Origin of the sequence: Enterocloster alcoholdehydrogenati, assembly GCF_013282095.1 — a bacterium.
In the GTDB taxonomy this organism is placed as follows: domain Bacteria; phylum Bacillota; class Clostridia; order Lachnospirales; family Lachnospiraceae; genus Enterocloster; species Enterocloster alcoholdehydrogenati.
On record NZ_BLTJ01000014.1, the window covers coordinates 60949 to 83549 of the forward strand.

General features: G+C 43.2%; 20 protein-coding genes. All 20 read left to right on the top strand.

Going from position 1 to position 22601, the window contains the following annotated elements:
* Nucleotides 1-65: 65 nt before the first annotated feature.
* The 20 genes from HW447_RS14970 to HW447_RS15065 all read left to right on the top strand — a co-directional run bounded on the left by HW447_RS14970 (nt 66) and on the right by HW447_RS15065 (nt 22503).
* Nucleotides 66-2168 carry a type IV secretory system conjugative DNA transfer family protein gene (locus tag HW447_RS14970; protein WP_176255934.1) on the top strand — a complete coding sequence of 701 codons (2103 nt, stop codon included), beginning with the start codon at nt 66-68 and terminating at the stop codon, nt 2166-2168.
* A 12-nt stretch (nt 2169-2180) separates the two neighbouring features.
* The gene (locus HW447_RS14975) at nt 2181-2606 is read left to right on the top strand and encodes a hypothetical protein (protein WP_176255935.1); all 426 of its coding nucleotides are present in this window, start codon (nt 2181-2183) and stop codon (nt 2604-2606) included.
* Nucleotides 2607-2631: 25 nt separating this feature from the next.
* Nucleotides 2632-3504, top strand: coding sequence for a conjugal transfer protein TrbL family protein (locus tag HW447_RS14980; protein WP_176255936.1), 873 nt, complete (start codon nt 2632-2634; stop codon nt 3502-3504).
* 4 nt (nt 3505-3508) lie between these two features.
* The gene (locus tag HW447_RS14985; RefSeq protein WP_176255937.1) at nt 3509-3757 is read left to right on the top strand and encodes a hypothetical protein; all 249 of its coding nucleotides are present in this window, start codon (nt 3509-3511) and stop codon (nt 3755-3757) included.
* A gap of 1 nt (nt 3758) precedes the next feature.
* Nucleotides 3759-4124, top strand: a complete 366-nt coding sequence (locus tag HW447_RS14990; RefSeq protein ID WP_176255938.1) for a hypothetical protein — start codon at nt 3759-3761, stop codon at nt 4122-4124.
* Nucleotides 4117-4881 carry a hypothetical protein gene (locus HW447_RS14995; protein WP_176255939.1) on the top strand — a complete coding sequence of 255 codons (765 nt, stop codon included), beginning with the start codon at nt 4117-4119 and terminating at the stop codon, nt 4879-4881. Before HW447_RS14990 ends, HW447_RS14995 begins: the two co-directional genes overlap by 8 nt.
* Entirely contained in the window at nt 4878-6758 is a 1881-nt protein-coding gene (locus HW447_RS15000; RefSeq protein ID WP_176255940.1) for a VirB4 family type IV secretion system protein, read from the top strand. Before HW447_RS14995 ends, HW447_RS15000 begins: the two co-directional genes overlap by 4 nt.
* 3 nt (nt 6759-6761) lie before the next feature.
* Complete coding sequence (locus HW447_RS15005) at nt 6762-8504, top strand: phage tail tip lysozyme (RefSeq protein ID WP_176255941.1); 1743 nt, start codon at nt 6762-6764, stop codon at nt 8502-8504.
* The gene (locus HW447_RS15010) at nt 8456-9388 is read left to right on the top strand and encodes a hypothetical protein (protein WP_176255942.1); all 933 of its coding nucleotides are present in this window, start codon (nt 8456-8458) and stop codon (nt 9386-9388) included. The genes HW447_RS15005 and HW447_RS15010 overlap by 49 nt, the downstream gene beginning before the upstream one ends.
* A gap of 138 nt (nt 9389-9526) precedes the next feature.
* Complete coding sequence (locus tag HW447_RS15015) at nt 9527-9901, top strand: hypothetical protein (protein ID WP_176255943.1); 375 nt, start codon at nt 9527-9529, stop codon at nt 9899-9901.
* On the top strand, nt 9870-10988 hold the full coding sequence (locus HW447_RS15020) for a hypothetical protein (protein ID WP_176255944.1): 1119 nt from the start codon (nt 9870-9872) through the stop codon (nt 10986-10988). The genes HW447_RS15015 and HW447_RS15020 overlap by 32 nt, the downstream gene beginning before the upstream one ends.
* The gene (locus HW447_RS15025) at nt 10988-11149 is read left to right on the top strand and encodes a hypothetical protein (RefSeq protein WP_176255945.1); all 162 of its coding nucleotides are present in this window, start codon (nt 10988-10990) and stop codon (nt 11147-11149) included. The genes HW447_RS15020 and HW447_RS15025 overlap by 1 nt, the downstream gene beginning before the upstream one ends.
* Nucleotides 11150-11479: 330 nt before the next feature.
* Nucleotides 11480-11668 (top strand): hypothetical protein, encoded by a 189-nt coding sequence (locus HW447_RS15030; protein ID WP_176255946.1) that lies wholly within the window; start codon nt 11480-11482, stop codon nt 11666-11668.
* Nucleotides 11669-11673: 5 nt separating this feature from the next.
* On the top strand, nt 11674-14067 hold the full coding sequence (locus tag HW447_RS15035) for a DUF6273 domain-containing protein (RefSeq protein ID WP_176255947.1): 2394 nt from the start codon (nt 11674-11676) through the stop codon (nt 14065-14067).
* A gap of 21 nt (nt 14068-14088) precedes the next feature.
* Nucleotides 14089-18792 (top strand): hypothetical protein, encoded by a 4704-nt coding sequence (locus tag HW447_RS15040; RefSeq protein WP_176255948.1) that lies wholly within the window; start codon nt 14089-14091, stop codon nt 18790-18792.
* Nucleotides 18793-19161: 369 nt separating this feature from the next.
* Entirely contained in the window at nt 19162-19680 is a 519-nt protein-coding gene (locus tag HW447_RS15045; RefSeq protein ID WP_176255949.1) for a helix-turn-helix transcriptional regulator, read from the top strand.
* Nucleotides 19673-19831, top strand: a complete 159-nt coding sequence (locus tag HW447_RS15050) for a PhlB family protein (protein WP_176255950.1) — start codon at nt 19673-19675, stop codon at nt 19829-19831. The genes HW447_RS15045 and HW447_RS15050 overlap by 8 nt, the downstream gene beginning before the upstream one ends.
* Nucleotides 19832-19854: 23 nt before the next feature.
* On the top strand, nt 19855-20346 hold the full coding sequence (locus tag HW447_RS15055; protein ID WP_176255951.1) for a TnpV protein: 492 nt from the start codon (nt 19855-19857) through the stop codon (nt 20344-20346).
* 145 nt (nt 20347-20491) lie between these two features.
* Nucleotides 20492-21454: a Fic family protein gene (locus HW447_RS15060; RefSeq protein WP_176255952.1), complete on the top strand. Its 963-nt coding sequence runs from the start codon at nt 20492-20494 to the stop codon at nt 21452-21454.
* A gap of 56 nt (nt 21455-21510) precedes the next feature.
* Complete coding sequence (locus HW447_RS15065) at nt 21511-22503, top strand: hypothetical protein (protein ID WP_176255953.1); 993 nt, start codon at nt 21511-21513, stop codon at nt 22501-22503.
* Nucleotides 22504-22601 lie beyond the last annotated feature (98 nt).

Below are 22601 nucleotides of genomic sequence, written 5' to 3' on the forward strand. Positions count from 1 at the left end.
ATACATCACATATCCCCTATGCACGGCAGTTCTGCGATCCAAAAGAAAAAGGCGAGGTATAGGAGATGGCAACGCTTGACAAAAAAATGTTGGAAGACCAGCGCCGACAGTTACGAACAAGAGTGGCATATATTTTCTGCCTTCATTTCCTGCTTACACCATACTGTGCGTATTTTTTGCATCAGTTCACAAGCCTATTTATGCAATTAAGCAGCGGAACATATAGAGGAAAAATTTCGCTTGAACTTGACTGGAATTATCTAAAGGCTCTTTTTCTACTGATAATAAAGAGAGAGAGAGGTATGGTTGTTTGGTGGATCATTTCAGAAATAGCGTTCTTTTGCCTGATGTTCAATATACTGATGCGGCCGCGGTCTACCCTGCATACTATACGAGAATTTCCGGTTACAGATTATATAAGTATACCAGTACCAGCCGGAAATGGACAGTATGGAAACGCATGGTTTGCTACAAGGAGCGATGAGGAAAGGCTTCTGAATACATATGTCCTTAGCGGAGAAAATCCAGAGAAATTAAAAGAACGGCCAGGAATTGTAGTGGATATGAAGCGTGTAGGAGATACGGATGAGATCCGATATCTGAAAGGTTTTTCTCACTCTATTATTTTGGCGATGACAGGTGCCGGAAAAACGAGGCGTGTGCTTTTACAGTCCATTTGCCTTCAAATTTTAGCTGGTGATTGTATTTTAGTGTCAGACGTTAAGGGTGAGATTTATTACTATACCCACCGTTTTGCAAAGTCAGAGGGATATAAAATTATTACCATCGACTTCGTGAATCCGCTTAAATCCTCGCATTATAATTTCCTTCAGCCAATCATTGATGCATTGCAAGAAGGACGAGAAAAGCGGGATAAAAAAATCGAGGAACTTAAAAAAAAGATATTGGAAGCGGAAGATGATCTGGAGACAATAGGAAAATATGCAAAGGACATTGAAATTTTAAACAATGATTACTCTTGGACTGACAAAGCACAGGATTATACGTGGGATCTGGTAGCTATTTTTGCGGGTGAACCAAAAGGAGAGCCACTTTGGCATAACGGTGAAACGGCTACAATGGCTGCCTGTATCATGGCAATTTGTCTGGAGGCTCCAAAAGAATATTGGAATTTATACAATGTATATAACTTTATTGCATATATGGGCCAGAGCAATCCTAAAACACATAAGACCCCATTATCGGTTTACTTAGACCAATTGCCGGATTCTCATCCTGCTAAGATGATATTTATGCAGTCGCAGATTGCAGCGGAACGAACCCGTTCGTCATTTTATACATCAGCGCTGGGTACATTGCGTCTGTTTACAAATCCGCGTCTGGCCGAGATGTCCTCACAAAGCGACTTTGCTCTGGGGGAACTCGGAACACAGAAGATAGCGATATATATGATCATCCCGGACGAAAAGAAAACATATTATCCAATTGCCTCCGTTTTGATCAATCAAATGTATATTGCACAGATTGAGACAGCAAGAAAATTAGGCGGGAAATTGAAGGTGCCCACAGACTATGACTTAGATGAAATAGGAAACTTCCCACCTATCCCGGTGATGGGGAATATGGTTGCGGCTGGGCGCTCCCGTGGGATTCAAGTCAATTTGGTAATACAGGGTTACCAGCAGCTGGAAGCAAATTACAAGAATGATTTTGAAACGATCAAGGCGCAATGTGGTCTGAAGATATTCTTGAAATCTGACGACAATAAAACACTAGAAAGTATATCGAAAACCTATGGGAATTATACGGTAGAGTCCACAAGTACCTCCACATCGGCTAACACCAATCTGAAAACACAGGATGCCAACATTTCAAATTCCAGTAACCTCACAGGCAGAAAACTCTTACAAGAGGAAGATATTGGAATGATCCGATATCCGGATGCCCTGATTATGATCACATCAGAGCGACCAATAATGACAAAACTACCGGATCTGTCAGAATATCACTTTAATAAAATCCTGGGTCTGGGTGATGAGGAACATAACAGACAGCTGATTGAAAAATTGGAGAATGAAAGGATAGAGAGAGATTGTAAATCAATTCCACTTTGGGGAATTTGGAATGTATTTAAGGAAAAACTGGAAGAAGAGGCGAGGCGGCAGTCAAACGAGTCTGGCATAAAAAATGAAGATGAAGATATGTAGAAAGGGAAAGAAATGAAACATTTTAAAGATATTATGAGAAAAATCCAGGAAGTAAAATGTAAACTTTTTATTGCAATTACAATATTTAATATGGCATTTGCCGATGTCGCATATGCAAAAACTGGAGAAGTAGATTTTAAAAATACGACCCTGTTTAAGGGAAGTGTTGCGGTATTGACTGGCCTGTCCAAGGCCCTGATGGGTATCACTGTACTGGTGACGGTAGCGCTTGCTATTGTAAAAGGAATCCAGTGGCAAACGGCAGATGAGCAAGAGAAGCCAATGAAGAAAAAGGCTTTGCTACAGACGATTGGAATTGGCATTATAGTTGCGTCGATTGCCGGTGTAATCGGTATTATTTTAGGAGCATATGGCCTGGAAGATGAAACCAATTCCGGCTTAATATCAGCAATTAACCATATCAGCTATTTTATATGATGGAAAACGAAAGGACAGATGAAAGTTGGATTATCTACTGAAATCTATTGCCAATTTTATCGGAAATTTAGAGTATGGGATGATTTCTAGTTCATTGACCGGAATCATAGACTTTTTCCAGAAAATCATGAAAGCGTGTATCACAAATAGTCTTATAATTGCTTCACATAATTCTGTTTTGGGAATTTCAATGTCACTGATTATTCTTTTTTGTGTCAAACAGTATTTTGATACATATGTTATGGAAACATCAGGAGATCCCGAAGCCGACCCGCTGGATATATTAGTTCGAGGATCTAGGGCTGCTGCAATGGCTGCTGGCTCAACATGGTTTTTTTATACATTCATGAATTTCTGCTCTGCTTTTGCAGAAAAAATACTGACAAATAATGGAGAGCCGGAGTTTATTTTGGGCTTTAACCAGGCATTGGATGGATTGATGGGTAACCTTACAGTTAAAGGTTTTATCTGGCTGCTTTTTTTGTTTGCAGTATTGATCGGAATAATTGTTTTTTATATTATTGCAGCACTCAGGGCCGCTGAATTATCGTTGATGTTTATTATCGTGCCTCTATTTACAACAGAACTTTGTTACACGAGCCACGAGAGACTTAATGGGCTTTTGACCAATATAGTGGTTACCGGAATGTACTTTTCATTCCAGCTACTGCTGTTTAACCTGTTTTTAAATCAGCTTGTGGACAGTTTGTTCGGGATCACAGCATCATCATCTATGGATTCCAATACCTATGTCACCATCGGTTTTTTGATCGCTACCTTGCGGTCACCCAAATGGCTGGATCGCTTTGCCTATAACAGTGGAGTAGGCGACATGGCAAAACGGAGTATTGCAACAGTAACGACCAGTATGGTAAGAGGATTTTTTATGAGACGGTGAGAAAATGGCAATAATTGAAAGCGGTTTTCAGGTGGGAACGCCAGAAGATTATATTATGCTGATAGTCAATCTTATTCTTGGAATATTTGCACTTGGAATGTTGTGCAGATGTATTTTACTTGCATTAAGTGCCATGACGGAAGGAAGAGATTTTCTTGAGGCAATTAGGATACTGAAAAAAAGACTCTTTGTGATTGCACTGGTTGCCAGCACAATGAGTATCATCAATTTAGTCGAAGGAGCGTTCAGATAAGATGGATGAAAAAAGAAGGCCTCTTTATATTCCTGTTAAAACATTGGATTCAGAGGATTACATTGAAGGAATTGGAAAGCTGGAGGTGGCGCTGATTGGGGCTGGTGTTATGGTAGGTATTACAGTGGGAATGATCATACAGGGGATTACAGGCAATTTTCTCATAGCATTTGCGGTTGGTCTTGTAATCGTGATTCTTTCTATTGGAGTATTTAAGCGGGATAACACGAACGAAAATTTGATTAGAAAGCTTATGATCATTTACCGATTTATCCATGCGCAGAAAAAATATATGTATTATTTTTTTGATAGTTTAAACGCAATGGATATAGATGAGGACAAAACAACAGAGGTGGCTTATGAATAGCATAGCAACATACTTATCCAGGAATCCCCTTTATATAGTGATGCTGGCCATTGCAGGGATTACGCTTGCTGTAGTAGCGTGCTTGCTGTTACTGGGAAGAGGGGAAACAGGAAAAGCTTCAGACGGAAAAGAAGCTGGGAAACCGGAACTGACACCAAGACAGAAGAAGGCCAATGATATTGTAAATGTTAGGGACATAGACGAAAATTTTCTGTATACAAGGGAAGATGGTTATCTGATCGGTTATCTGCGGATAGGGAACCTTAACATTGAACTGCTAAGTACAGAGGAACTTGAGATAAAAACACAACGTCTGGCTATGAGTTTTGAGGGCGACCGGAAAAATTTTGATTATTTTACGCTTCCGTCACAAGTAAATCTGGATCCAAATAAAGATTTCCTGAAGAGAATACACCAGGAAACGGAAGATATTGGCAGACGTAAAGGAATCAATTTGATGCTTCAGGAGATGACACGTCTGTCTACGTCGGGCGAAAATTTTGAACACCAGCACTTTATCAAACTATGGTGCAAAATAGGAACGAACATAAAAGATACTCAAAATGAACTTCGAGTCCGATTAAACGAATTTAAGGAGCGGTATGTACAGGCGGGGATCCCGTGCGAAATCTTAAAAGACAGAGAAATCATAAAAATGTGCAATTTATTCAGCAATCCGCAGCAAGCGCCATTTACTGGTGGAAATATTTCACGCTATGAAAATTTCACAATAATTAAAGATAGGGGTAATCCATGAAACGTAGAAAAAATGGTGTAAAACAGGATACAAACCTTTATGAAAGAGATGTCAACGAAAATATTTTAAATATCATTACGCCATCAGGAATTGATTTTGACCGTAGTCATATCAATGTATCAGAAAATGTGGGTACGATATTCTGCATATCAAAGTACCCGTCAGATGCAGGATATGGCTGGCTGGCGCCGATCTGTAATCTTGAAGGGAGCAGTACCTTGATTGAGTACAGGTATACATCACCAGACCGGTTAGCGAAACAGCTCAATAAGCGTATTTCAGAATTGAAGGACAATCTTGAAACCGCAAAACAGGAGTCAGAAAAACAAAGTATATCAAATGCAGTTGAAAATCTTAGAGAGTTGGTTAATAAGATCATCGTAAAAGGCGAACCAGTAGGTTATGTCAATATTATGATCTATGTAACAGCAGAGAACCAACAGGAACTCCAGAGCCGTATCAAGAGAATACAGTCAGCTGTATCTGTAGTGGAATGTGGGGTCAGAACGCTGATCTATAAACAGGACATGGCATTTAAATCCATGGCCCCTTATGGAATCCCTAATTACGAAATGGTTTCCAATGTAGGGGAAAGGCCCATGCCTATTAGTACGCTAATGGGAGGCTATGCAAGCGCGTCTTCTGGACTGAATGATGTGGGCGGGTATTATCTGGGAAAAACCAGGGAACAAAACCTGGTTATTTTAAACCAGTGGGTAAGGAATAAGGACAGGACAAATTCTAACTGGATCGTGACTGGGGTTCCAGGAGTTGGAAAGTCAACCGCACTAAAAGACATCTTTTTTAAAGAATATTCGCTGGGAACAAAAATCATTATTTTTGATCCAGAGCGTGAATATGCAGATATAGCAAAAAACGAGTACATACACGGAGATGTGATAGACTGTGCGTCCGGTATTACAGGACGCATCAATCCATTGCAGATACGGGTTGGACAGAAAATAACAAAAGAGGATTTAGAGGAAGGGGAAACGCTCACGGATTATTATGGGGAACATATAGGCTCTGATCTGGCGCTGTATCTCCAACAGCTGCGGTTGTTTTTTGCGCTGTATTTTGGCAAGGACGAGTTTAACTCGGAAATTCGGACAATTCTGGAACAGACCTTGATCGAACTATATAACCGATTCCATATTACCTGGGAAACAGACGTAAGTGGATTACACAATGAGGATTACCCGATCATGGAAGATCTGTATAACCTTTCAAAGGAATTGGCAGATGAAGAGACAAATGAGTATATAAAGGGTTTAAGGGATAAGCTGACCCTAAAGCTTTACAGCTGCGGAAAAGGTGCAGATCAGTTTATATGGAATGGCTACACAACGCTTAACCCGCAGAGCAATTTTATTAACTTGGACGTATCTAACCTACAGGAAAGTGATGATAATGTAAAACGCGCGCAGTATTACAATCTGACCATGTGGGGATGGCAGCAAATGTCGAGAGACCGGCATGAAAAGGTACTGTTTGGCGTGGATGAAGGGTATCTGTTCGTTGATCCAGAAAATCCAGACCTGATGAAGTTCTTAAGAAATATCTCAAAACGTGCCAGAAAGTACGAAGGCGGCCTTATGTTTATCACACATTCAGTAGTGGATATTCTGGATCCGGCAGTAAAACGGTATGGTCAGGCAATTATTGACAATGCCTGTTATAAATTCATCATGGGTACAGATGGAAAGAATCTAAAGGAGACACAAGGGCTATTTAACCTATCAGATAAGGAAGTATCTGTTTTATCTTCAAAATCAAGGGGACAGGGCGTATTTATGTGTGGAAATATGCGTATTAACCTGACACTTGAGATAGCAGATGAAATACTCGCAATGTTTGGAAACGCCGGAGGTCGATAACAAATGTGGGGAAAACTGGTAGCCAAAATAGCAGCGCAACTCGTCCTGACAGAGGATGGCCGCAAGCTGCTTAAAGGTATACTAATCGGTATTATCTGCTTTCTGGTCATTATCCCGGCTGCTGTCTTTTTGCCTATTGCTGGCTTAGTAACAGGACTTAATAACTTCTTTTCAGGTGAAGAAGGGGAGGACATGAACGACCTGTCTGATCTGGATGCCCTCATAAATGGGCAGTATGTGATAACGGAAGCCAAGTTTTATAAGCAGATTGAAAAAGCACGGAGCAAACATTTGGCGGAAATTCAAAAAGAGCAGGAGGTAAGGGCTGAAGAAGTCAGAGAAGAAAATAAATACACTGAGACGTATACCTATACGGATGACGAAGGAAATACAGAAACCGAGGAACGGACTGTATACCCAGAGGTGGAAACCCCCGTTCCAAATCCCCCTATCGTGTCTGTCCTGGCATACTTTTGCACGAAAGAGGAGGTGCTGCTGGCGAATCCGGAAAAAAAAATTTCTAACCGTGATATAAGGGACTTTTATCAGAAGATATGTAAAAAGCCTTTTCAGGTCATATGCCACAACAAAGACCTGTACAGCGTCATAGTGGAATACCGGTCGGATGATGAAATTATAGAATTGTTAAGGGAAGAGGGCTTGTTCAAAGATGAGGCAGATGAAGACCTGTTCAGAGTATCGATTGAACGCCTGACAGAAATGATCGCACAGGCAGGTGGGACAGGCTACGATGGCATACCATCTGGCAATGTATCAAATACAGAGGTAGCTAGGATTATTTGGGATTTTTTCAAAGCGAAAGGCTGGTCAGATTATGCCTGTGCGGCCATTATTGGAAATTTTGAGGCTGAGTGCGGGTTAAAACCGAATCTGGAAGAATCGGGAGTGACAGGGATCGGCTTAGGACAATGGTCATTTGGACGCCGCACAGCGTTTTTGAACTGGCTGCATAAAAACGGAAAAAGCATAACGGATATCAGCGCCCAGTGTGAATATATACTGGTCGAAAATACATGGTATGCAGGGACTGTGACTATTTATAACAGTGGTGGCCAGAAACATAAATCAAAAGCAAATTCCCTCCCTGAATTTGGTACATATGCATATGCCAAACTTTCAGAGGCAGTAGATGATTTTCTTTGGCATTGGGAATCCCCCAATTATAAATATGCCCAGCAAGACAGGCGGCAGGGAGCCGCGCAGGATGCATACAATCTCTTTGCCGGAGGTGGAAAGCCAACACAGGGAGGATCCTATTCCCAGATCAAAAAATCATACTTCCCTGGTGGAAAGCTGCCAACCAGTGAGAAGGAGGCAGACGCTTATTGTGTAACCATATCATTTACCAATTCTGCGGGAAAAAAGAAATATGTGAGGGTACATAAAAGCGTAGCAGCCGACCTGCTGCAAGCTTTAACGGATATATCACAAAATGGATACGAAATTAAGGAGATCGGCGGGTTTGTATGGAAAAATAAAACCAATTCTGCCTCTAAGGAACGTTCTTCGCACAGTTATGGGCTGGCAATCGACATTAACTGGAATTATGGGAATCCCCAGGTAAAAGGCGGAAAGGTACTGGTGGGAACACCGTATGGATCGCATGAGTTATCGATGAAAGAAGGCAGCGTAACCGTGCAGACCCTAAAACAGACCGGATGGAAATGGGGCGGAAATTGGACATCATCAAAGGATTATATGCACTTTTCCATACCAGGAGATTAAGAGGAAGGAGCAGGAAAATGAAGGGCCATAATGTGCCGGAAAAAAGATTAGGAGTACCAGTGTTTGCAGCTGCAAGCCTTGGAATTGCAATCAGTATAGCCTCTGGCATAAGGGCTTATGCTGATTTACAGCCATTTTATAATTTTTCAGTCACTGTTTCTACAGAGGATGACTTTAATGAAAAAATAGAAGTATATGTGGCTAAAAATGGAGAATTTTATGGCGATTATGATTTAAACCAATCAAACCAATATCTCTATAAGACAGAACTGGAGGCAGGGACGTATGAGGTATATGCCAGGGTGCGGTACGACCAGGATCATGTATATCAGGTATTTCCGGAAAGCCTGAAAATATCCATAGGAGACATAGACTATAAGGATATGCATGAGGCAGTATTTCAGATTTTAGGAATGGAAGAAAGCGAGGAGGGACACGAATTTCAGGAATATGTGCCGTCTGACGGGGAAACAGTATATTCAGCTGGTCAGATGGATGAACTGAGAAAGATACAGGAGAGTGCAAGGAAGGAGGGAGAGAGTGCTTTCCTGGATGTAGAAGAATGGGAAAGAGAAAATTCATTCTTAGCACAAAATGGTATTGACGCTTCTGAAATCCCAAATGGCAACCGTGCATCCCATATCCCACAACACTCATACCCGCAGGATGAAACGCAGAACGAACAAACGATTCCAGACATACCAGAACAGGAGACAGAGATATCCCAGGAGGAAACAGTTGATGGACAGAAACAGAATGAGAATGGCAGCAAGACAGGCATATCTTTAAAAATAGGGATACTGATCACACTGGGACTGGCTTTTTTATGTGGGGCGCTTGCTATAGTTATCACAAGAACAAAGAAGGGACAATATGACAAATAGACATACAAAAGTATTAAAGATCGCGGTTTATTTGCTTTTGTTAGTGCTGCTGCTTTTTTCGTCATGCAGCCAACAGAACAGACACAATGACGATAAAAAAACGCAGATAACGAGTGCAACAGGAGAAGGATAAACCATATGACAGTAACCGTAGATATTCCTGATTCCGTTATCAGGGCATATGTAAGGAAAGAAAGTAATGAAGCGCTGGCAACTATATTCAAAAATATATTGGTTCAGACGCTCCCTCAGTATTTTGATATATGTGGTGATTTTAACGGCATTAATGTCGGCTTCCAGGTTCCTCTGTATCTTTCTAATGGAAAAAAGCGCATCAATCCATTTTCAAGGATCAGTTTCTGCGTAGATGATGAGACAAACCGATTATTAAATAGGGCAAAAAATTACACGACGATGAGTATAAAAAACATCGCGGAAATCATTATTTTAAAGCAACTCTTAGAAGGAGATGAGGCACAGAATGCAGAAAATAGTGCTGTACATAACCAGTAAAGCGCTGCGGCAAACCATTGACCATACGATCAAAGAAAAAGAACTTATGACTTTCGACTGTAACAATCAGATCAGCAATATGATCTCGCTGGAGGATTATATGAACCATAAAGGATTTCTCCTGAGCGACAATGATGTGGATTATCTAATCATAGATCTCTCTGCACTGATCGATACAGACGAAAAAATCCTTAGTTCTATCGGCGGTTTTTTAACAATGCATGAGCAGGTACGCATCATCATTGTAGCACCCCGAAATCTGGCTGGGGATCAGATACTCAGCAGCCTGTTTGCGCTTGGGATTCGGAATTTTGCAGTAGGAAATGATTTTGTGGGGATCAAACAGAGCCTTGAACGCTGCCTGACCGAAACTGGAATGAGTTATAAAGAGGCCATTGAGTATAAAGACGTAAAAGAGCGTCTGAAAGAAGAGATCAAGGAAATCCGGGAGGTCAATAAGGTAATGATCGGAATCACGGGAACGCAGCCAAAGACTGGCTGCACCCATAATGCCATTATCATTGCAAACCAGCTTAAGAAAATGGGATTTGCAGTGGCGTGTGTGGAAATGAACGCATCGGGTGCTTTTCAGATGATACGTGAATCCGAGAAACTGAACATGATTGACCATATGCTATTTACAAGCCGGAACATTGACTATTATCCAGATGGGGATGAAACGCTCTTGCGGACGATACTGGATGAGAAAGTGTACAATTTTTTAATTCTGGATTTTGGGAGTTTCGGTACTTGCAATATCAACTGCTTTAACCGGTGCCACGTTAAGATCGCCTTGGGAAATGTACAGCCTTGGGAACTTGATTATTTATATGATTTTTGGAACCGATACGACGAAGAGGCGCGACGCCAGATACATTTCTATATAAATTTTGTAGAAAAGGAAGATGACAGAAAGGCAATAGAGAAAATATTCAGGACTAAATTCAGTTTTATTGGATATAGACCCGATCCATTTGAGGCAACAAGCTTCCCAGGATTAAAACAAATCCTGGCAGATTATCTCCCTCACAGCACGCCGCCCCCGAAAACTCTATTTGGATTCCGGATAAGAAAGAAGGTGTTTTAATGGAACTTAGGAAAAAGTATTATGACCTGATCATCACAGATGGATATAATGCGTCAGAAGCAGCTGCACTAACAGCAGTCCCATACCTTATTACAGCGCTTATGGGTAGTGGGATACTGCTGCTGGCACATTTACTTAGGAGAAAGGGGAAAAACGGATGAGATTACTTGAGCCAAAGTGGAAGGGGGTTGCTGTTTATGCTTTGGCGGCATTACTGGCATTCCCAAACCAGGTATTTGCGGCTGGCTGGATGCGGTCGTCAACCCCCAAACAGGAAAGGGGCTTACAATCCGGTTGGTGGTATTCATCCAATGAAATGGGAACAGAATGGTATGCTTCCGATAAGCCAGGCAATACCGCATGGCACTGGTTAGATGGGAATAAGGATGGGACGGCAGAGTGTTATGCATTTGACCATGATGGATGGATGTATTCAGACACAACAACACCAGATGGATATACAGTAGATCGCAACGGTGCATGGGTGGTCAATGGAGCAGTTCAGACCAAGGCAGTTCCTGTTCCTGGTGTGGGAACATATACGAGCCGTCCATCCTCTTCTGGTAAGGGCGGCGGCGGTGGCGGATCAGGAGGCCATTCATCGGGCGGCGGCCACACAAGTATTCCTTCCAGCCCATTGGAGCCAGACAAAGAAACAGAAAGGTACTCCTATACGGTAAGGCTGTTGAATCAGGATGGGGGGATCCTAAAGGAGATTCAGGGCAAAGCAGAAGCGGGGGCATATCTATCTTTGGGCCAGTATCAAGTAGATGGATATGTGCTAATGCCAGACCAAGAACTGACAGCAGTTTTGCAATCGGATGGAGAAGTATTTACAGTTTATTTTCAGAAAAAAACGGATACGGCGACTGATTCAGAGGCAGAGAGATTATATAGCTACACGATTCATTACGTGGACGTTGATACAAAACTGATCCTGGGTACAGTAATTGGACAGGCAACGCAGGGGAGCGTGATTGATATCGACCATCCAGACATAGAAGATTATGAGATCTGTGATGGACAGCCTACGGAACTTGAAGTGGAGTCTGATGATCTGGTTCAAAAAATTTATTATCAGGAAGTGAAAGAAGCAACTCCATCTGAACCATCTGCCCAGAAAGTAAAATGGATAGTGCATTTTGTCGACCAGGATGATCATAGTAACAAAATCTGGCCCTCCCAAAGCGGAAAAATTGCAGATGGAGGAGAACTCACTGTCAATTATCCACCGATCATCTATAGCGAGGATGGGACGGTATGGGAAAGTATAGAGGAGCCGCCGGTTGTACGGCAGATCTATGGAACTGGGACATACATAGAATATATTGAATTTGCCAATACAGGGGAAGTGCCGGACGGTGAAGATCCTTATGAAGAAGAACAGAAAAAACTAAAAGGGTATCTGGATCAGGCAAAAGCCTGTGAAAGCATGATCACTGGAGAAGATACAGAGAAGATACCAGATCAGAGGTTCATAGTTTTAGGGCAGATGGAAAACGATCACAGGATTCGGAGCCTTGCAACGCAGATCAATGATACAGATGACCATACATTTTATGTAATAGGAAAAAACTTTGTCCCAAATGGAAAGACAATCGCAGCGTGGTTCGGTGAAGAGGCGGTATATTCCAACCTTTTGGAAGATGTGATTCGTATTCAGTCCGATACTTACTATATCGCAAGGATGGGAATAAAGAGAAGCTTTTCAAAGGAAGGGTGTAGCCATAATTGGAAATGGGAGAGAGGGAGAGAAGGCGGCTGCCTGGAAAAAGGCAGTGCATTGTATATATGTCAGAAATGTGGAGCAGAACAGGAAATAATAACAGCTCCATTGGGCCATATAGATAAAAACAATGACTCCATTTGCGACCGCTGCAAAAAGCGGGCAATCCCCCAGGCAATTGGAAGTAAGATTCAAGCCGAACTCGGTGGAAAAGAACTTACATTTACGTGCATTGCTGATGAGTATCAAGGAGGGATGTTGTACCTTGCAGACCAGACACTGGAATTATCCACATTTGGAGGCTATGGGGCAGCTGAATATGGGCAAAGCAATCCAAGAAAATATTTCAGAGATGGTTTCCAAAACGGTTTTTCCATAAAAAACGGCCTGATGGGTATTACAGGACAGAATTTTTCAGGGACGGATTATGCAATGAGTCTGACACAAGAAGACTATGAAGCATACAAAGAACGTATCGACGGGGGAGGTTTCCTGTTACAGGACTCAGAAGAGGGAAAGGTTTTGGGCGTGGATGAAAATGGTGGGTATACATTGGAGGATATATCCCAAAGTACATATGGCATCCGCCCCGCAATCGTCATGGAAACCCCAGATGAAGGAACGGCAGATACTGTTCATTGGAATATTGGGGATATACAGGCAAGGGAACTGGATGGGCAGATATATATGTTCCGGTGCATAGACCAGAATTATTCCGATGCACAGCAGAATCATAGAAAAGCAGCCCTGTTTATCTGCGACAGTGTCATACCTGCCAATTATGGTTCCGATTATGAGATAAAGCAAACTGAGGATGGTAGCCATAGGTATGTATTTGCTCCAGGCCCAATCGTTAATTTCGGAAATAGCAATGAATATAAATACTCGTCAGTTTATAAATGGCTTGAGCAGCAGGAGAGTGTTTATAACATGGAACCAACCCATATTGGTGTAAATTACGCTTATATGGGAAACAGCCCAGAACAGGAATTTGCCAATTTTGACGATAATAGTTTTTCTTCCTACTACATAGGAAGCCAGAAACTCCAGGCAAAATTTTTCATCCTGTCTCTGGATGAGGCGATACAGTATAAAGACTTTATGTGGAAGTTTGAGGGATCTGATAAAGATAATCCAGAAACCCAATATGGTTCATTCTCAAAGGGATTTTGGCTTAGAAGCCCGATGGGAAATTCAGACAATTATGATACAGGGTATGCTTATATTGTAGATCTGGTAAATGGGAATATCCATCCGGCAGCTATTAAACCACAAAAAGATCTGGGAAATGAAGAATTGAATGTAACAACAACGACAGGTGTAAGACCGGCGTTTACAATGCCGCAGGATTAAATAAAAACGAGGAGGCAATAAATGAGAAAAAATATCACAAACAGACCACTGCTGTGGTTTTTGGCTGTAGCGCTTACAGCGGGGAATGTAACGCCAGCCTTGGCCCAAAATAGTACAGAGATAGAGGCCACTGAAACAGAGACGGAAGAATCCCCGGAGGCAGAAACAGAAGAGTCCCCGGAGGCAGAGACAGAAGAATCCCCGGAGGCAGAGACAGAAGAATCCACGGAGGCAGAAACAGAAGAATCCACGGAGGCAGAGACAGAAGAATCCACGGAGGCAGAGACAGAAGAGTCTACGGAGGCAGAGACGGAAGAATCCAAGGAGGCAGAAACAGAAGAATCCACGGAGGCAGAGACAGAAGAGTCTACGGAGGCAGAGACGGAAGAATCCAAAGAAGCGGATACCGAGGACACAACAGAGATGGAAACTGAAGGGGAAACAGAGGCCGGGAAAGGACAGAAACCGGAGGTAAATAATGCAAGCCCCTCAACTCCCAAGCCTAATAAACTTCCTGAAAAAGAAGAATTTGCAATGACGGATATGCCGGAAATAGGGACAGAATCTTTTACGGAATGGTTCTTTGAACATACAGACCAGGAAGAACTATGGGACTATGTGCTGGATCTTTTAGAAGATACAGAAGCAGATGATTATGACCGGTTTATGGAATGGATCGGAAAAAATGAAGCCAGATTTTCACGGGCATACAAAGAATATACAGGAATTGATTTTTTTGGGAATGTAAAGAGTTCCGCAACCGGAGATCTATGGGACGAATGGACAGGAGCAAAGATGAATTGGGACGGTTCAGGAACAGAACTTGATCCGTACAAGATCACAACCCTCTCTGAATTTATGGGACTTTCTGAATCCGTGGCACAGGGGGAAGATTTTGCGGGGAAATACTTTGAACTTCAGAGCGACATTGACCTTGGGGGGCTTAACCTGAATGATGGCTGCTGGAACCCGATTGGCTGGTTTAAAAATGTGTCCGACCTTGGCGGAAAACCTGATACGGCTTTTTCTGGAACCTTTGATGGTGCCGGAAATACGATATCAGGACTTCGATTTACAAAAATAGACCATGAATATTCTTACCTTGGGCTGTTTGGATATCTAAAGAATGCAACGGTAAAAAACCTGTATCTGGAAGCGGAGGAAGTTTCAGGAGACGATAATATCGCGATCCTGGCAGGCTGCGTGGAAGGAAAATCGGCAATCCATAATGTAACAGTAAATGGTTTTGTATACGCTAAATCGGGAGACGCCGGTGCGATTGCAGGAGAAATGACGGGTGGAACACAATATGCGGTAGTAGAAAATTGTATCGCCGACGATGTATCGATTAACTCACAGGGAACCGGCAGCTTTGTGGGCGGAATTGTGGGAAATGCGCAGAAAGCGGATATTGTGGATGTACAGGTGATAACGCAGGACGGAGACAGCAACCGGATCCAGGGGAAAGGCTATGTAGGCGGAGTGGCCGGAAGACAGAATAAAGTTAACATTTATAATTCGTATGTTTCAGGTACGATAGGTGGGAACCTGGGGAAGGCCGTGGGAGGCATTACAGGTATCTACGAATCCGGTAACCTGATCGTAGCACAGTTTGATGGTGAGATCAGCCGGACAAACCAAGGGACGGCTTCACATGAGGGAACCTTCATTGGAACCAGAGAAGCCCGTAACAGCTTTAAATATGGAACAGGAAAAAATGACAATGTGTCATTCTTGTACGCTGGGAACGAAAAACAGGCCAAAAATGTGATTGGATCATCCATACAGGATGATAACACATGGACAATGGAGGCACACATCGGATATTTCACGGATTATCAAAGGAAATATACCAAGGTAGCGGGAACAACGCAGGAGGGCAGCGGAAGCAGATATTTTTATGAGGAATTGGAAGATGGGATACAATACATCATCACACAGAAATTGGGAAAAGACCTGACAATCGACTATGCAAAAGGGGAAGCGTTTAAGATTGACCATTATGCCCCCGGCACCCAAGGGGAACCGGTGAAAGGATATCTTGTCTCAATCCCCAGGATTGACACAAAAAATGCCAATGGGACATATGACAATGACGTGGCAACCCTGACTGCGATCTCTTCTACGAATAATAGCTATTACCGCCAGATTGACAAAGACCATCCTTCAGCTGTTGCCCCTGGTTGTACGATCACTGTAGCGACAGCCGCAAAAAATAAAGATGGGAACCGTTACCAGATGGTTTACGATGAGAATGAACCAGGTAAGGTAAAACCTCCGACATATACGGACGAAGAGTCTGATCCGCAGCCAATGACCTATATGAATGGTGGCTCCTATACCTTTGATATGCCCGAGTGCGATACGGAACTGAATGTAGAGTATGTTAAGGTAACGACTGAACTGGCGATGTCACCAGCTGAGACAACGATTTCCGTCACACACACCAGAACAGGTGACAGAAAGAACCCCAAAATCATAACAGAAGTACGTGATGAAAAGGGAAAACTGATTGCAAAATATATCAATGACTCCAAAGAAATGAAAGCCCTGCCCGTTTCCATCCATGCAGAGCATAATGGAGCCGGTGCGTCAGCAGACCGTACCGTGGAATGGTCAATTGACGATACGGATTTACTGCATTTTGAAGAAGGATGGACAGGTGGATATACCACAGAGGATGCCAGGATTGTACCCAATATAAATTCTGAATTTATTCAACAGATCATTCGGAAAGAGGTGCAGGCACAGGCAGATGCTAATTATAGCCAGCCCATTAAAAATACAATATACACAGATACGGCGGTAGTGACTGCGGCCTCTAATCCAGCAACCAGCGTAGATAATAAAACAGTCACGGGAACCTGCAAGGTAGATGTTACCTTCCAGATTATTGACCAGACGACTGTAAGGGTAGAAGGGCTGGTGTTAAACCAGAACAATATTCAATTCGAGGTTGTCCGAAAACTGACAGGTGACAGGAAGAATCCAGTAGAAAGCTATTTTGTAACAGAACCAGTGAACCTGGATGCAAAACTGAACCCATCACAGCCGTTTTTCAAAAATGTCACCTGGACAGATAAAGAAAGCGGGAAGATCATTTCACTCTCTCCATCTGGAAACAACCAACAGAGTTGCGCGGTATCTGCCATATTTGACCCGGCGGGAAAAAATCATCCGGCTTGGATACAGAATATAGTGAATGAAGATAATTCCAAATACAATGCGGATGGGGGATACATGAAACGCAGCGGTACTGGCAGTATAACGGAGACAGTCACTGCCACATCCGAAGATCAGACCCATGGTGTTGTTTCAGCAGACTGCACAGTAACGGTTACCTTCCGTACACAGGACGAGACGGTTATCCATCCCGAGGGCATTTCCCTAAACCATACAAAGCTGGACTACGACCTGTCTTATACCTTTAAAGGGGATACAAAGTCGGAAATACAGAAAATGGACGGATTTGGGGAGAGGGATATTTTGACAGCCCTTGTCCTCCCAAGTGTAACTGAGGAAGAGGGGCATACCCCATATAACCGGACGGTACAATGGACAAGTTCAGATCCTGATGCGATCTTAGTGCTGGATGGAAAACTTGTGGTTCATGAAAATGCCCAGTGGGTACAGGATGCACTAAAGACTGCTCCATACAAGGCAGAAAAAGCGGTCACCATCACTGCAACAACAGAGGATGGAGGAAAAACGGCTTCATGTGATGTTAGCCTGAAATTCCATGCTAATGCAATCGAGGCCGACCGGGAGTCAGAGAGTTTTCAGATTACCCTGACCAAAACAGGAAAACGTTCCGATCCGGTTTTCACATGGAGCGGCAACAGCCCGAAACATCTAGAGGCACAGATCTATACAGATAACCCAGACCTGACAAAGAAATGGAGTAGCAGCGATGCTTCTGTTTTAAGCGTATCAGAAGACGGAACAGTAACGCCTATTATTACAGACACAAATGGCACGGTCACGGCAGAATGGATTAAATCGGTATTGAACCATTCCGGTACTTCAGGAGAGGCCAATGCGGCGGTACTGGTGTCCTCATCTGATGGTGCCTTTACAGATACCATTCCAGTAAACTTACATCTTACAGTAGTGGATCAGACGCAATCATCCTCTGGCGGAGGCGGCGGAGGCGGACACAGCGGCGGAGGCGGCGGAGGTGCCGGAAGTTCTGGCGCTCCCGGAGGAACTTCCCAGGGGAATACGGTGGGAGGCCCATCTGGGGCTGTAACAGGAACCTGGACACAGGATGCGGATGGAAACTGGCTTTTTACAGCAGATGGCCATAATTACACAAACGAGTGGGCGTATATCTATAATCCATATGCGGCAGATGGACAGAACAAGGCTGATTGGTTCCGGTTTGATGAAAACGGCCATATGGTTACAGGGTGGTATCAGAACACACAGGGGGATTGGTATTACCTGAACCCTATATCAGACAATACTCTGGGGCGGATGTTCATCGGATGGAATATAGTAGACGGACGTTGGAGATATTTTGAACCCAAAGGAGAAACCTGCGGCCGTCTGCTTACTGGATGGCAGTGGATTGATGGAAATAACGATGGCATTTTTGAATGCTATTATCTGGATCCGTCAGACAGGGGCGCTATGGCAGCAAATGGCGTTACACCGGATGGATATACTGTTGATATAGACGGTAGGTACGTAATCGGGAAAACGATACAGACAAAGAAAAATTAAGCTTGTAAACAGGCAGGGGAGCATAGAAATACGGGCAGCTACAGAGCCTGGCAGATTCATCATCTGCCGCCCCTTTCGCAGTGGAATGCCTGGCAGGACATTGCAACGCACATTGATAACTGAATAAGGATGATAGCTTACGGACTAAAATGCGATGATAGGGAAAAATAAGTTTTGTAGGCGGCTGGATCCGACTGGCCGCCTACTATGAAAGACTGTTTCCAGGCGTGTCCTTTTCCGGGGGCTGAAAAGGATAGACCTGGGGACAGACTGCCTACAAACATTCACTGAAAAGAAGCGAAAAATGCTTGACATTACGAATTAAAAGGCGTATTATATAGGCATAAAATAAGGTCAGGTGTGGATCATATGTTAAAGGAATTAAGGATGAGGCGGGGATATTCCCAGGCAGAATTGGCGGAAAAGCTTGGATTAGGCGTTCGCCAGCTACAGAAGTATGAGAAACAAGATTACAATCCGGAAAACATGACATTAGGTGTTGCGCTGAAAATTTGCGAACTGCTGTCATGTTCTTTACAGGAACTCCTCGTACCAGAGAAAAAAGGGACTGTGATCGAAGCTTACGCGAACTATGGTGTCCCAGGTCAGGACAGGAAAGTCATATTTAGTTTTATCTACCCAATAGAGGAGTCGGAAGAAAGCAAGAAGGTCAAAATCGAATTGCCTCCCGGTTTTCAGGCTGTTGCGACAGATGAAAAAAAAATGGTGATCACCACACCAGAGGGCCTTTGTTTCCCAGCCATGGACATAATGGGTAATTATGGGGAAGAGCCGATCCTGATCTGGCAAAGCAGCCCCCGTGGAAGGGGGAGAAGAAGAGCGAAGTGCAAGATCATAGCATTAGAAGGGGGGATTGAAAATGGATAAAAAAGAAGAATCTGGGAGAGAACTTCTGGCACAGCACTGCCGATCCTGCGGCGGATATTTTATAATCGAAAGAACGTGCATGGAGCATATGACGGGTAAATATCTTTACTGCCCATATTGCGGTAATCAGGATATAGAAATAGCAGAGTAAGAAAAAAAGGATGGTAGATAAGGATGAAACTGACAAAAGAACAGATTATTAAGTGCGCGCAGGAGTGGGCCGATTACTATGTGGATCTGGGCTGGAGAGAAAAGGTAGAATCCGGGGAACTCCCTCCATGGGAGAGTTGGTATGTGAGGGATGATGGGATTCCTGGCTATGAGGTGAATGGGATCCGTTGGTATCCAGATGTGAGTACAGATGAATGGGAATTTACGATGGATGAGTTTGCCTATGAACTCCAGGGATATGCCAAGCTGCGTAAAGATTTCCTCTATGAACAAAAACCGGAATTGTATGATGAAATGATAGAAAATGGGACACTGCTCATTCACTGTGAACAAATCAGGGAAGCGGCTGATGACAGGGAATTTGACCTGATGATGGAGTGGCAAGCAGCCCACCAGGATCTGATGGAACAGGATCGTTGGGAATATATCAGGCAAATGAACAACGCAAGATCGGCTATCGAGGAAATTGTCAGGGCGGAAATCGTATTTGTCTGATAGGAAAGCTGGAGGATAGGGCGCACCGCAGTGTAATGGAAAACTCAGGCAAAAGAAAGCCGGCTATTGGGAAATAAAGATTTGCCTGTGACAGAAACATTTCCTGAGCAAGAATGGAACTGGATATGAAATGAGGTAAGGACAGATGATTGAAATTAACAACCAGGAAACATTGGAACTGTTTAACACAGTGCTCCTTAAAAGGTTAAGGGTCGAATGTGATAAAAAAGACAGAAGCGGAATATATGGCATGACCCAGAAACTATTGGCATATAATTCCAACCGTATCGAAGGCAGCCGCCTGACAGAGAGGCAGACCGCATCGCTGTTTGAGACTGGTACAGTATCCGCAGATGGCAATACCATTTTCCGTGCAAAGGATGTAGAAGAAACCAGCGGGCATTTCCGGATGTTTAACACAATGCTTAAAACAGTGGAGCAGCCACTGACACAGGGACTGATTAAACGGTATCATTACGATCTGAAGGTTGGTGTTTTTGAAGATCTTGCAAATGGTTACCCGATTGGGGAATATAAAAACAGGAGAAACTATGTTTCCAATATTACAACAGCCCTTCCTCAGGAGGTGCCTGAAAAAATGCAGGAGTTATTAGATGCGTACTTGAGCAAAGGACGCCATACGTTAGATGACCTTGCAAGATTCCATGTGGAGTATGAAACTATTCATCCGTTCCAGGATGGGAATGGGAGAACCGGCCGGATTGTATTATTTAAAGAATGCCTGAAAAACGGGATCACCCCATTTATTATTCAAGATAGCAATAAAGATCAGTATTACGCTGGCCTACAAAAAATACATGAAACGGGCGACTATACGGATCTGCTGTCATATTTAAAAAAAGAACAGGATGCCTACAGGAAAATGGCAATTGAAGCGGTTATCCCATATAACGTAGAGACTGTCTCAGAATTAAAAGAACTGGCCCACGGGAAGGAAAAAAATACTCCTGCAGGGAAAATGTTTGGCGAAGATGTCGATATCCCATCCTATGACCCAAACTGGCAAATGCCTTCTGAGACGGAGATAGAGGACGGAGGGACGGTTCCCGATCCAGCAGCTTATGAGGATTGGGACATAGAGCCATAAAACACATAGAAGAAAGCCCCGGAAATGGCAGGGCCAGACAGGAGGGAGAGAAGGAAGTGAATGAGTTAGAGGAAATCATTCAAACAACAGACGAAAGGAAAGCAAAATATGACCATGTGATAAAAGAACTGCTTTCAAATAAACAATTCCTTTCCCGGATCTTAAAGCGATTTGTACCCGAATATGAAAATATCCCATTGGAGGATATAGAGAACAAATACATTGAACCGGGCAGTATAGAGGTTTCCAGCCTGGGAGTAGCCAGGAATACCCGCCGTGTGGAAGGATCCGCCCAGGAAGAATACAACCCCAATGAGGCAACCATATATTACGATATTATCTTCAAAGCCTGTTACCCATCTAAGACAGGGGAATACATAGGGATGTATATCAATGTGGAAGCACAGAAAAGCTATTATGCCGGTTATCCAATGGAGATGCGGGGAGCATACTATGCAGCCCGCCGCCTGGGGAGCCAGCTGAAAACAATCAGCAAAAACACGAATTACGGAAGCCTACATAAAGTATATTCGATCTGGGTATGTATGGGAGACGTACCGGATAAGGAAGCGAATACGGCGACCCTGTACCGGATGGAGAAAAAAGACATAATAGGTACTGTAAAAAGGCGTCCTGAGGAATACGACCTGATGAATGTGATCATCCTGCGGATCAACGATAAAAAAGAAGCGGAGGATCGGGTGCTGTCAATGCTCCAGACGTTGAGCAGCAGTGTACTGAAGGCAGATGAGAAACTGAAGACTTTGAAGGAATATGGGATTGATGTAAGTGAAGAAATCGAGGAGGAGGTAAAACATATGTGTAATCTGAGTGACCTGCTGGAAGAACGTTTAGAAGAACGCATAGAGGCCCGTATAGAGGCTCGTGTAAGGGAAGAGATGGAAACAGAAGTGGAAGAAAAACTTGTGAGAACAGCATTGAATTTATTAAAAAATGGTTTATCTTATGAAACAGTTTCAAAATGTATGAACATTCCGATAGAAAAAATCAAGCAGTGGGAGCAGGAAGAAACTTTGCAGAAACAGTAAATAGTATGAGCGGCTGTAACTGGAATGATTTGCAGTATGCTTAAAAGGAATATGAATACCTCAAAATGATTTAAAGAAGATTGCTCGTTACATTTTGG

Bases quoted from the DNA above. Each gene is read 5' to 3' on its own strand.
- HW447_RS14985 (WP_176255937.1), top strand. From the start codon at position 3,509: ATGGCAATAATTGAAAGCGGTTTTCAGGTGGGAACGCCAGAAGATTAT.
- HW447_RS15030 (WP_176255946.1), top strand. From the start codon at position 11,480: ATGGAGCAGTTCAGACCAAGGCAGTTCCTGTTCCTGGTGTGGGAACAT.
- HW447_RS15040 (WP_176255948.1), top strand. From the start codon at position 14,089: ATGAGAAAAAATATCACAAACAGACCACTGCTGTGGTTTTTGGCTGTA.
- HW447_RS15005 (WP_176255941.1), top strand. From the start codon at position 6,762: ATGTGGGGAAAACTGGTAGCCAAAATAGCAGCGCAACTCGTCCTGACA.
- HW447_RS15045 (WP_176255949.1), top strand. From the start codon at position 19,162: ATGTTAAAGGAATTAAGGATGAGGCGGGGATATTCCCAGGCAGAATTG.
- HW447_RS15025 (WP_176255945.1), top strand. From the start codon at position 10,988: ATGGAACTTAGGAAAAAGTATTATGACCTGATCATCACAGATGGATAT.
- HW447_RS14990 (WP_176255938.1), top strand. From the start codon at position 3,759: ATGGATGAAAAAAGAAGGCCTCTTTATATTCCTGTTAAAACATTGGAT.
- HW447_RS15055 (WP_176255951.1), top strand. From the start codon at position 19,855: ATGAAACTGACAAAAGAACAGATTATTAAGTGCGCGCAGGAGTGGGCC.
- HW447_RS15050 (WP_176255950.1), top strand. From the start codon at position 19,673: ATGGATAAAAAAGAAGAATCTGGGAGAGAACTTCTGGCACAGCACTGC.
- HW447_RS15020 (WP_176255944.1), top strand. From the start codon at position 9,870: ATGCAGAAAATAGTGCTGTACATAACCAGTAAAGCGCTGCGGCAAACC.
- HW447_RS15015 (WP_176255943.1), top strand. From the start codon at position 9,527: ATGACAGTAACCGTAGATATTCCTGATTCCGTTATCAGGGCATATGTA.
- HW447_RS14995 (WP_176255939.1), top strand. From the start codon at position 4,117: ATGAATAGCATAGCAACATACTTATCCAGGAATCCCCTTTATATAGTG.
- HW447_RS15060 (WP_176255952.1), top strand. From the start codon at position 20,492: ATGATTGAAATTAACAACCAGGAAACATTGGAACTGTTTAACACAGTG.
- HW447_RS15000 (WP_176255940.1), top strand. From the start codon at position 4,878: ATGAAACGTAGAAAAAATGGTGTAAAACAGGATACAAACCTTTATGAA.
- HW447_RS14975 (WP_176255935.1), top strand. From the start codon at position 2,181: ATGAAACATTTTAAAGATATTATGAGAAAAATCCAGGAAGTAAAATGT.
- HW447_RS14970 (WP_176255934.1), top strand. From the start codon at position 66: ATGGCAACGCTTGACAAAAAAATGTTGGAAGACCAGCGCCGACAGTTA.